The 11922-nt window shown below is 50.0% G+C and carries 7 protein-coding genes, 1 tRNA gene and 3 pseudogenes; 9 read left to right on the top strand and 2 right to left on the bottom strand.

The window, feature by feature from the left end; genetic code table 11:
• Nucleotides 1-2 precede the first annotated feature (2 nt).
• The 7 genes and pseudogenes from fbpC to O1Q74_RS07915 all read left to right on the top strand — a co-directional run bounded on the left by fbpC (nucleotide 3) and on the right by O1Q74_RS07915 (nucleotide 9333).
• On the top strand, nucleotides 3-1061 hold the full coding sequence (gene fbpC, locus O1Q74_RS07945) for a ferric ABC transporter ATP-binding protein (RefSeq protein ID WP_181829482.1): 1059 nt from the start codon (nucleotides 3-5) through the stop codon (nucleotides 1059-1061).
• A gap of 202 nt (nucleotides 1062-1263) precedes the next feature.
• Nucleotides 1264-2340 (top strand): LacI family DNA-binding transcriptional regulator, encoded by a 1077-nt coding sequence (locus O1Q74_RS07940; protein ID WP_271877798.1) that lies wholly within the window; start codon nucleotides 1264-1266, stop codon nucleotides 2338-2340.
• Between the two features lie 311 nt (nucleotides 2341-2651).
• Nucleotides 2652-5782, top strand: a pseudogene (locus O1Q74_RS07935) (beta-galactosidase).
• A gap of 134 nt (nucleotides 5783-5916) precedes the next feature.
• A complete protein-coding gene (locus O1Q74_RS07930) occupies nucleotides 5917-7179 on the top strand; it encodes an MFS transporter (protein ID WP_271877797.1) in 1263 nt (420 codons plus the stop codon).
• A gap of 142 nt (nucleotides 7180-7321) precedes the next feature.
• Nucleotides 7322-7397, top strand: a tRNA-Asn gene (locus O1Q74_RS07925).
• A gap of 179 nt (nucleotides 7398-7576) precedes the next feature.
• A complete protein-coding gene (locus O1Q74_RS07920; protein ID WP_271877796.1) occupies nucleotides 7577-8854 on the top strand; it encodes a tyrosine-type recombinase/integrase in 1278 nt (425 codons plus the stop codon).
• A 167-nt stretch (nucleotides 8855-9021) separates the two neighbouring features.
• Complete coding sequence (locus tag O1Q74_RS07915; RefSeq protein WP_271877795.1) at nucleotides 9022-9333, top strand: hypothetical protein; 312 nt, start codon at nucleotides 9022-9024, stop codon at nucleotides 9331-9333.
• 270 nt (nucleotides 9334-9603) lie between these two features.
• On the opposite strand, the gene O1Q74_RS07910 is transcribed toward O1Q74_RS07915, so the two are convergent.
• Together O1Q74_RS07910 and O1Q74_RS07905 are read right to left on the bottom strand one after the other, a co-directional pair.
• Nucleotides 9604-10071 (bottom strand): HNH endonuclease, encoded by a 468-nt coding sequence (locus O1Q74_RS07910; RefSeq protein WP_271877794.1) that lies wholly within the window; start codon nucleotides 10069-10071, stop codon nucleotides 9604-9606.
• Nucleotides 10016-11189, bottom strand: a pseudogene (locus O1Q74_RS07905) (IS3 family transposase). Before O1Q74_RS07905 ends, O1Q74_RS07910 begins: the two are co-directional and overlap by 56 nt.
• 32 nt (nucleotides 11190-11221) lie before the next feature.
• On the opposite strand from O1Q74_RS07905, the gene O1Q74_RS07900 reads away from it, so the two are divergent.
• Complete coding sequence (locus O1Q74_RS07900) at nucleotides 11222-11446, top strand: DUF4224 domain-containing protein (protein ID WP_271878818.1); 225 nt, start codon at nucleotides 11222-11224, stop codon at nucleotides 11444-11446.
• Nucleotides 11446-11913, top strand: a pseudogene (locus tag O1Q74_RS07895) (phage integrase central domain-containing protein); the annotation flags it as partial. The gene O1Q74_RS07900 and the pseudogene O1Q74_RS07895, both read left to right, overlap by 1 nt.
• Between the last annotated feature and the right edge of the window lie 9 nt (nucleotides 11914-11922).

The raw sequence follows: 11922 nt of genomic DNA, 5'->3' as shown, positions 1-11922 counted from the left end.
GAGTGATTACTTTGAATACTGAAAAAAACTTTGTTGAACTGAAGCACGTCACTAAACGTTTCGGCAACAACACCGTCATTGATGATTTGAATCTGGCGATCCCACAGGGAAAAATGGTCACGCTGCTGGGGCCGTCTGGCTGCGGTAAAACCACGGTGCTCCGTGCAGTTGCCGGTTTGGAAAAACCGACGGAAGGACAAATTTTTATCGATGGCGAAGACGTCACCGAGCGCTCCATTCAGCAGCGCGATATCTGCATGGTGTTCCAGTCTTACGCCCTCTTCCCACACATGTCGCTAGGGGAAAACATTGGTTACGGGCTGAAAATGCTCGGTCGCCCGAAGGCGGAAATCAATCAACGCGTAAAAGAAGCGCTGGCGCTGGTCGATCTGGAAGGGTTTGAAGATCGCTACGTCGACCAGATTTCCGGCGGACAGCAGCAGCGTGTCGCGCTGGCGCGAGCGCTGATCCTCAAACCGAAAGTCCTGCTGTTCGATGAGCCGCTGAGTAACCTCGACGCTAACCTGCGCCGCAGTATGCGCGAGAAAATCCGCGAGCTTCAGCAGCAGTTCAATATCACCTCGCTGTATGTGACGCACGATCAGAGCGAAGCCTTTGCGGTGTCGGACATGGTTCTGGTCATGAACAAAGGCAAAATCATGCAGTTGGGCGCGCCGCAGGAGCTCTACCGCCAGCCGGCTTCCCGCTTCATGGCCAGCTTTATGGGAGATGCCAATATCTTCCCTGCCACCTTCACGGCAGACAGCGTGAACATCTATGGCTATCTCATTCCGCGTCCGCAGGGTTTTGCCGCCGGATTAAGCGAATCGACCGTCGGTATTCGCCCGGAAGCCATTACACTCAGCCATCAAGGCGAAGAAAGCCAGCGCTGCACGATCACGCAGGTCGCCTACATGGGGCCGCAGTACGAAGTGCAGGTAGACTGGCACGGACAGTCGATGCTGTTGCAGGTTAACGCGACCCAACTTCAGCCGAATCCGGGCGACAGTTACTATCTGCAAATTCACCCTTACGGCATGTTTGTACTGTCCGAGCAGTAAACATCGGGTAGCTATCCACTACAAACCGGGAACCCTTGTTCCCGGTTTTACTTTTTACAAACATCTAAAAACGCCTACAAACGTCAGTTTCCCTTTGGCCTTCTTTGATTGCGCCGGAATACATACGCCTGTTACGGATTACCCACGCGATTTGTTATGATGATGCTCTTTCACGCATGTAATCACGCTCGGAATAGCCGCTATGAAACAGAAACCCATAACACTAAATGATGTCGCCGAGTATGCCGGGGTTTCCTATCAGACAGTTTCCCGCGTGCTGAATCAGGCACCTCATGTTTCATCTCGCACTCGCACTAAAGTAGAAGAGGCGATGGCGGCGCTTAACTACACGCCTAACCGCGTCGCACAGCAACTGGCAGGGAAAACCATCACCACGCTGGGGCTCGTTACCTCCGATCTTTCACTGCACGCGCCTTCCCAAATTGCCGCGGCGATCAAAAGTACCGCCAGTCAGTTAGGTATCAACATCGTGATGTCCATGCTGAGCAGCCCGGATGTCAACACCTGCAATAACGCGGTTAACGACCTGCTTTCTCAGCGGGTCAGCGGGGTTATCGTCAATGTCCCACTCTCGTCGGATGATGTCGCACACATTAACCAGACCTGTGCCGATACGCCCGTCCTGTTTATGGATGCCGATCCGCATACCGACATACTCAACGTCATGTTCGATCCCGATCACGGCGCACGCTTGGCTATCACACATCTCGTGCAACTGGGGCACCAGCATATCGCCCTGCTGACGGGGCCAATGACCTCGATTTCCGCCCGACTGCGTTATGAAGGCTGGCTAGCCGAGCTGGAAAAACAGCAACTTTCTCCCGCTTCAGTACTGCATGGCGACTGGAGCGCCGCTTCCGGTTACCACCAGACGCTGGCACTGCTGGGGCAATCTTTGCGCGTATCCGCCATTGTTGTAGCGAACGATCAAATGGCACTTGGCGTTCTGCGCGCGCTGCATGAGTATGGCCTTCGCGTGCCGGAACAGATGTCGGTGATCGGTTTTGACGATACTCAGGACAGCGCATATTACACTCCGCCACTGACAACCATTCGCCAGGATTTCAGGCTCTTAGGTAAAGAAGGCGTCACCCGCTTGCTCACTACGCTGCGCGACCCTACCCAGAGTACGTCACTACTGTTACCCACCGAACTGATCGTACGCCATAGCACCGCTGTACATTCATCGACACATGCTTCCCTGCAAGAACTCACCAAAAATCTGCTGGACATTACACGCCAGCTCCAGAGGCTGTAACCCTTTACACCATTTGTAACCCTTTACACCACAGTACCTTTTTCACCCCAGTGCCAAAACCCTAACAAATAACATGGTAAACAATAAGTTATTTGTCACCCCTTATTGAATTGTTGCGTAGCGCTTTCCAGATTCGATGTTCTCTCATTCTTTTTACAAACGATCTTTGTGATCGCTTCCACTTTATTGTCACGCGCCACTTTACTCGCCCTGACGAGTCGATATGTTATGAGCAACACAAATTGTGAACGGATAACAATTTAAAGCCCCATCACAATGACAGCCTCAAAACGTTCAGGAGCCAAGCCATCATGAGCGATACCGTTTTGCCGCATCCAATACGCCATCGCGTCACGTTGCAAGAAATCCTTTCCCGACGCGATTGGGAAAACCCAACCTGTACTCACTACCAGAGGCTTCCTGCACATCCGCCGTTTAACAGCTGGCGCAGCGTGGCTGCCGCACAGCAAGATGAACCATCTCAGCGGCTGCGCCGCCTGAATGGTGAATGGGTGTTTAGTTATTTCACTCGCCCGGAAGCCGTGCCGGAAAGCTGGTTACAGCGGGATCTACCTGGTTCCGATACCATTCCCGTTCCTTCGAACTGGCAGTTACAGGGCTATGACGCTCCGATTTATACCAATGTAAAATACCCGATTCCGGTCACCCCACCTTATGTGCCGGAGGACAATCCACCGGTTGTTACTCGCTCACTTTTAAGGTCAATCATGACTGGCTCAGCAGCGGACAAACCCGGATTATCTTTGATGGCGTGAACTCCGCGTTTTATCTCTGGTGTAACGGTCATTGGGTAGGCTATTCGCAGGATAGCCGCCTGCCTGCAGAGTTTGATATTGGCCGCTATCTGACGACCGGAGAGAATCGGCTGGCCGTCATGGTGTTACGCTGGTCTGACGGCAGCTACCTGGAAGATCAGGACATGTGGCGTATGAGCGGTATTTTCCGCGACGTCACGCTTCTGCATAAACCGACCGTTCACCTCAGCGATATCCAACTGACTACGCCGCTGAGTGCCGATTTCCGCCACGGTACGCTGGAGGTGCAAGTTAGGGCAACGCTCACCGACGTTGAATCCAAAAGCCACCGCGTCCGTGCACAGCTTTGGCGTGGTAATAAACTCATCGGCGACACACGACAGGCGTTCGGCAGCAATATTGTCGATGAACGCGGTGCCTACCACGATAAGGCTTTTCTCCGTATTGACGTGCCACAGCCTGACCTGTGGAGCGCCGAACTGCCACACCTCTATCGTGCTGTCATCTCATTGGAAACATCGGAGGGCGGGCTGGTCGAAGCGGAAGCCTATGATGTCGGTTTCAGAAAAGTGGAAATCCGCAGCGGCCTGCTGTTGCTGAACGGTCAACCGCTGCTGATCCGCGGCGTTAACCGCCATGAACATCACCCGCAGCACGGCCAGGTTATGGATGAAGACACGATGCGGCGCGATATTATGCTGATGAAGCAGCATAATTTTAACGCGGTGCGTTGCTCACATTATCCCAACCATCCGCTCTGGTATCGGTTGTGCGATCGCTACGGCCTGTATGTGGTGGATGAAGCGAACATTGAGACGCACGGCATGCAACCGATGAATCGGCTGTCTGACGATCCCGTCTGGTTACCCGCTTACAGCGAGCGTGTGTCGAGGATGGTGCAGCGTGACCGCAATCATCCCTGCATCATTATTTGGTCATTGGGGAACGAATCCGGCTACGGTGCAAACCATGATGCGCTCTACCAATGGATAAAACGCCACGATCCGACTCGCCCCGTACATTATGAAGGCGGCGGCGCGAATAGCCGTGCAACCGACATTGTGTGCCCCATGTATGCACGCGTTGATGAGGATCAACCCTTCCCCAGTGTGCCCAAATGGTCGATCACAAAATGGATCAGTATGCCAGACGAACATCGGCCGCTCATCCTTTGCGAGTACGCTCACGCGATGGGCAACAGCCTCGGGGGATTCGCTCGTTACTGGCAGGCATTCCGACAATATCCTCGGTTACAGGGTGGATTCATCTGGGACTGGGTCGATCAGGCACTGACCCGCTACGACGAACAAGGCAATCCCTACTGGGCGTACGGCGGAGATTTTGGCGACGCGCCTAACGATCGCCAGTTCTGTCTGGATGGCCTGCTTTTTCCCGATCGCACGCCACATCCCAGCCTATATGAAGCCCAACGGGCACAGCAGCCTATTCAATTCACCTGGCAGGCTGAGTCCCCGTGTGAGCTGCGCGTCACTAGCGAATACCTGTTTCGCCATACGGACAATGAGCAGTTGAACTGGAGCATCACGCTGGGCGATAAAACGCTCGCAGAAGGTTCGCTGCCGCTGACACTCGCGCCGCAGGCCACCCTGGCTCTCACGCTGCTGGAGGCGCTTCCCGCCGTTGAACGTTCAGGGGAGCTTTGGCTCAATGTTGAAGTCGTACAGCCCAAAGCCACCGCCTGGTCAGAGGCAAACCACCGCTGCGCCTGGGATCAATGGCAGCTTCCTGTACCACTTCATCTTCCCGATGCTTCCTGTTCCGGGCAGAAGAAACCTCCCGTTTTGCGATCGTCCGATGCGTACTTCGATATCGTTCAGGGCGAACAACACTGGCGCTTTAACCGCCAGAGCGGCTGGCTTGAACAGTGGTGGACAGCCGACACGCCAGCGCTGTTAACTCCGTTGCAAGATCAGTTTGTTCGGGCACCGCTGGATAACGACATCGGTATCAGCGAGGTGGATCGCATCGATCCGCGTGCCTGGGCCGAACGCTGGAAATCCGCCGGGCTTTATCAATTACAGACGCAGTGTGTGGCCATTCAGGCTGATCAACTCGACGATGCCGTGCAGGTTACTACCGAGCACATATTCAGCCATGCCGGACAAATCCTGCTACGAAGTAAAAAGTGCTGGCGGATCGATGCGCATGGCGTGATGACCGTTGATGTCGACGTTGATGTTGCCACCGCGCTGCCGTCATTAGCCAGAGTAGGCTTGAGCTGTCAGCTCGCCGACGTCGCCCCTCAGGTCAGTTGGGTCGGACTTGGGCCACATGAGAATTACCCAGACCGACAGCTGGCTGCACAGCATGGACACTGGAGCCTGCCGCTGGATGACCTTCATACGCCCTACATTTTCCCGTCAGAAAACGGCCTGCGTTGCAACACTCGAGCGCTGATGTACGGCAAATGGACAATCACTGGACATTTCCACTTTGGGTTAAGCCGCTATGGGTTAACCCAGTTAATGACGTGTACTCACCATCATTTATTAGAAAAGGAAAAAGGCGTTTGGCTCAATCTGGATGGCTTCCATATGGGAATTGGCGGCGATGATTCCTGGAGCCCTAGCGTTCATCGCGATGATTTACTCACGGCGACACATTATCACTATCACGTCGCTCTTCAACATCACCAACCGTATTGATATGAAAAAACAGTATTAAAAAACAATGAAAGAGAGCGGGTATACCTCCTCTTTCCATCCTGGTTGTGTCCAGCAAGTATATATCCGCCGTCAAAATAAACGTTGCGGATATTATGCATATCGGAGAAGACAACATGTACTACCTACATAATAAGAATTTCTGGATATTCGGCCTGTTTTTCTTTTTCTACTTCTTCATCATGGGGGCTTATTTTCCGTTCTTTCCAATTTGGCTTCACGATATCAACCAAATAAGTAAAAGTGATACGGGAATTATCTTCGCCTGTATTTCCTTTTTTGCCCTGCTATTTCAACCTATATTTGGCTTGCTATCCGATAAATTAGGATTGAGAAAACACCTGCTGTGGATTATTACCATCATGCTCGTGTTTTTTGCCCCGTTCTTTATTTATGTTTTTGGCCCGTTGCTAAAATACAATATCGTTTTAGGCTCTATCGTCGGCGGAATTTATCTGGGCTTTATCAACAACGGCGGCGCACCGGCCATTGAAGCCTATATCGAGAAAGTCAGCCGTCGCAGCCAGTTTGAATTTGGCCGTGCACGCCTGTTCGGCTGCCTCGGCTGGGCGCTCTGTGCGTCTATCGTCGGAATTATGTTTACCATCAATAACCAGTTTGTTTTCTGGCTTGGTTCCGCGTGTGCCGTCATTCTCGCCATCCTACTACTGTTGGCGAAGCCGGAGGTCTCTTCCAGCGCTATCGTTGCCGATCAGGTTGGCTCCAATCAGAAACCCTTTAGCCTGAAAATGGCGGCCGAGCTGTTAAAAGAACGCAAGATCTGGTTCCTGACCCTCTATGTCGTCGGCGTGTCGTGCACCTATGATGTCTTCGATCAGCAGTTTGCCAACTTCTTCACCTCGTTTTTCGAGACCCGGCAGGAAGGGACGAGAGTATTTGGCTATGTCACCACGCTGGGTGAATTGCTCAATGCCAGCATCATGTTTTTTGCGCCGCTGATTGTGAACCGTATCGGCGGTAAAAACGCCCTGCTCATCGCCGGGACAATTATGTCCGCACGTATCATTGGCTCTGCCTTTGCCAGTTCAGTGCTGGAAGTGATTGTGCTGAAAATGCTGCACATGTTCGAAGTGCCTTTCCTGATTGTCGGCTGCTTCAAATACATCACAACGGTCTTTGAAGTCCGCTTTTCCGCGACGATTTACCTGGTGTGTTTCTGCTTCTTTAAACAGATATCAATCATTTTCATGTCCGTCTTTGCCGGCAATATGTATGACAGTATCGGTTTTCATGGCACTTACCTGATTTTAGGCGGCATCGCTCTCTCCTTCACGACGGTATCTCTATTCACGCTGTCAGGAAAAGGGCCGTTATATGCCTTTTCCGACAAACAAAAAGCGCCGGTGAATACACTCTAGCGATGTCAGAACACGATAAAACACCGGTATTTGCCAAAAATATCGGCAGATTGCACATTCTCTCACCGAACAGTGCAATTTTGTGGTTTACGCCTTTGACATGCGCGGCACACGCCGTTATTATGCGCCCCGTTCACACGATTCCTCTGTAGTTCAGTCGGTAGAACGGCGGACTGTTAATCCGTATGTCACTGGTTCGAGTCCAGTCAGAGGAGCCAAATTAAAGAAAGCAGACGTTCACTGACGTCTGCTTTTTTGCTTTTTATCAATTGGTTATCCCCTTCTTCAGGTTCGCCCTCGTTCACCAAAAAACACGCGAAGCCATACCCTTTTGCTGGTAAAAATACTGGTAAAGCTGGTTCGATTTCGTTTTTACCAGCAATCGGAGGGAACCGTCATGTCACTTACTGATACTAAAGTAAAAAATGCCAAGCCGTCAGAAAAGGCGGTGAAGCTCACTGACGGGTTCGGCCTCTACTTGCTGGTACATCCCAACGGTTCAAAATACTGGCAGTTGGGCTATCGCTTTGAAGGGAAACAGAAGGTGTTTTCCATCGGCGTCTACCCTGCCGTATCTCTGGCTAATGCCAGACAACGCCGGGATGAAGCAAAAAAGCTGTTAGCCGCTGGCATTGACCCCAGTGCTAAAAAACAGGCTGACAACAAAACCATTCAAGAGAAGCGTAACAATACTCGCGCTTTCAAGACCGTTGCCAAAAGCTGGTTTTCCACCAAAACCACATGGTCAGAAGATTATCAGCGTTCTGTTTGGACCCGTCTTGAAACCTACCTGTTCTCTGACATAGGTGAAAAAGACATTGCTGAACTGGATACTGGCGATCTGCTGGTTCCCATCAAAAAGATAGAGAAGCTGGGCTATCTGGAAATTGCTATGCGGGTGAAACAGTACACGACCGCCATCATGCGTTATGCCGTCCAGCAAAAGATGATCCGTTTCAATCCGGCCTATGACTTGGAAGGTGCTGTTCAGAAGCCACAAACAGAACACCGCCCTGCTATTGAACTGGAAGAGATACCTACCCTGCTGGAACGCATTGAAGGCTATAAAGGCCGTAGCCGACTGACTCAACTGGCGATAAAACTCAATCTGCTGATTTTTGTGCGTTCTAGTGAACTCCGCTTTGCCCGATGGTCAGAGATCGATTTCAAAAGCGCCTTGTGGGTTATCCCTGAACAGCGTGAAGCTATTGAAGGGATCAAACATTCAGGCCGTGGTGCAAAAATGCGCAGGAAACATTATGTTCCTCTATGCGATCAAGCACTGGCAATTTTGGAAGAGCTTAAAGACCTCACCTATGACGTTAACGGTGATGACGGCTTTATCCTGACAGGCTGTTATGATGCGATGAAGCCTATGAGTGAGAACACCATCAACAAGGCACTGCGCAAAATGGGCTATGACACCAAAACCGATCTGTGTGGTCATGGTTTCCGAACGCTGGCGTGTAGTGCCTTAATTGAATCGGGTATCTGGCCTGAAGATGTGGTTGAACTTCAGATGAGCCATATGGAAAAGAATAACGTTCGCGCCGCCTATACCCACAAGGCCAAGCACCTTGAACAACGCCGCCTAATGTTGCAATGGTGGGCTGATTTTCTCGATGCTAACCGCAACGAGATGGTCAGGCCGTTTGAGTTTGCGCAGAAGGGGTGAATAGCGAAAGGCCACGGATGGCCTATATATTATTAATATGCCAAATAGTAGTATTAAATTTACTCTACCGCATCTTTTCAGAAGATGTAGCGAGAACAATGATAATATTTTCCCGTTATTTGTTCATCTGATTAATTTATTGACTTTACTGCGACAGGAGTCGAGCAATGATAGTAAGAACATGGCATGGGTGTGTGCCACTGGAACATGCAGAGGGTTTTGCAACTCATCTTCAATTAACAGGTGTGAAACATTCGCAAGGCATAACAGGTAATCAGGGCGCTTTTGTTAAGCGAGTCACTCAGGGAAGTTGGGAACATTTTTTCCTTGCCACTTACTGGTCTGACATTGATGCAGTTAAGGCTTTTGCTGGTGAGGACTATCATATCGCCGTAACCTACCCCGAAGATGATAGATTTTGTCTTTTATCTGACCCTTATGTTTTTCAGCATGAAGTTCAGGCTATACAGCCATTGTAAGTATAATAGTGATCCACATGGCAACGCGCTGACTGCTCCCATAAGGCTAAACATCTTGAGCAATACCGCTTAACGTTGCAAGGGTGGGCTGATTTTCTGGATGCTAACCGCAACGGGATGGTTAGGCCGTTTGAGTTTGCCAATTGGTCATAGCCATATAATTTATCTCTCCTAATACTGAGAAGTATGGGGAGATAACTCTTGAATTTCGCACATGAATGAACTTTCGTGTGTGGATAGGGATATTTTTTAAACCATTAAATGATAACTTCAACCAAAATGGGCTTGTCTATGGCAATTTGGACAAGCAGCTATTGCATTTTCAACCGTATCTTCCCCTCCTTGAGATAGCGGAACACAATGATGAACTTCAAGATATGGGGTGCCATCTTTACCACGAAGAAATGGTGCATTACGTTTGCAAAGTTCACATTTTCCTTGTGCTCTATGTAGCACCTCAGCCACCACATACGGATTACGAACAAAGACTTTAGTAATAACTTCCTTCATTTCCGGCATATTACTTACCGCTAAATGCTGTTTACGCTCCTGAGAAGTTAATTGAGAAGCTTTCCTTACTTCTATTTCGAACTCCATCTGGAGACGTTTCGCTTCATCCGTAGTTTCGACCTCCCTGAAGCACCATTTCCCGGAAATATCTTCATACAGTTCCCTGTAGTGGTCAACAAAAACTGGCCACGGCTTTAGAGTTTTTCCAGAACAATCTTTCTGATTCATTCGGCGTCAAACCACCATTATATTGATGGGGTCTGAGCTGGCTGTAATATCCTGTGATGTAATTCGTTATTGCCGTGCTGGCTTGGCTAAAATTCGTGTAGCCATTATCCGGTACCCACTCTGTTTTCAGGCTTCTGAAGAACCGTTCCATTGGGCTGTTATCCCAGCAATTTCCCCGGCGACTCAGACTTTGCTTTATCTGATATCTCCACAGTAACTGCCTGAAATTCCTGCTGGTATAGTGACTGCCTTGATCCGAGTGATACAGTAAATTAGCCGGTTTTCCCCGTGCTTCCCAGGCCATCGACAGGGCTTTACCTGTCAGTGCTGAATCAGGGAAAAATGACATCGCCCAGCCAACCGGTTTACGGGAAAACAAATCGAGTACTACAGCCAGATAAGCCCAGCGTTTTCCCGTCCAGATATAAGTCACATCACCGCACCAGGCCTGATTAGGCTCGGTAACAGCAAACTGGCGAGCCAGATAATTAGGGATCTCAATGTGTTCCTTAGACGCCTTCTTATAACGATGGCCAGGTTGCTGACAACTGATAATATTGAGCGCTTTCATCAGCTTTGTTGCCCGCCAGCGGCTCAGTTTTATACCTTTGGTGGTGACCATCGCGGCAATGCTTCGCGCTCCTGCTGAGCCGTTACTTTCGCGATAAACTTCACGCACAAGGCTCAGTAATGCCACTCTCGTGGCGTCAGGCTTCCTGGGCTGCCGCCAGTATTTATAACTGCTGCGATGAACCCCAAACACGTTGCACACAACGGCAACAGGAAACCGCGCCCTGAGTTTCTCAACTAATGAGAATTGTTCAGGGAGTCTGACATCAAGAGCGCGGTAGCCTTTTTTAATATATCCCTTTCCATTTCAACGCGTTGAAGTCTTTTCTTTAGCTCACGTATTTCAATCTGCTCAGGTGTCATGGGTGAAGCAGTGGGTGATTTTCCCGCTCGCTCTTCTTTCAGTTGTCGAACCCATTTGTCCATCGTGGATTTGCCGACATTCATTGCCGTTGCAGCGGGGCAACGGTGTAGTGCTGATCGAGTACAAGCTGGGCAGCTTCGAGGCGAAACTCGGGGCTAAAATTACGTCTGTTACGTCCGGTCATAATGTCACCTGTTTTGACTGTGAGGTGATGATATCACCTCTATTCAGGTGGCCAAATTCAGTGTGCCACTACAGTTAACTGGTTACAAAATTCCATCCAAGCAATGCGAGGCATTACGCTGCGCCGGTATTTTCTTTATTACTCGTCGTGATGGGCGCCCCCGAACCACGTGGACGCACTTCAATAATCCCCTATCACAGCGTCAAAAAATAATCTCAAGTGACGCACCACAACCAAATTTTGGAGCTCTTGATTAATGCCAAAGGCCAGAAAAAATAAAGAAGACGCATGGATGCCCAAAAGGGTGTATCTGGGGCGCTCAGCTTATGAATATCATCCAAAAGGAGGCGGTAACATTCGACTATGCGACAAAACCTGCACACAAGCACAAGTTTGGACCGCATGGGAAGCATTGATCAATGATCGCCCAAATGACTCCATATTCTCCGGTCTGGTTGAGAGATTCTTCACGTCTGGTGATTTCTTTGAGTTGTCCACTGAAACACAGAAGGACTATAAAAAGTATTCTCGAAAAATTTTGTCTGTATTTGGACAAATGCCCTCCGATTCTATTAAACCGGAGCATATTCGCCGGTATATGGACAAGCGTGGCATTAAGAGCCGCACACAAGCCAACAGAGAAAAAGCGTTTATGTCTCGCGTTTACAGATGGGGATATGAAAGAGGTCTGGTAAAAGGGAATCCCACTAGCGCCCATAAAAAAGCCCCAGCG

The sequence above is a fragment of the Pectobacterium sp. A5351 genome (genome assembly GCF_028335745.1).
Classification (GTDB): Bacteria; Pseudomonadota; Gammaproteobacteria; order Enterobacterales; family Enterobacteriaceae; genus Pectobacterium.
Note: the sequence above shows the minus strand (reverse complement) of the source record. Positions and strands in the feature narration are given on the sequence as shown.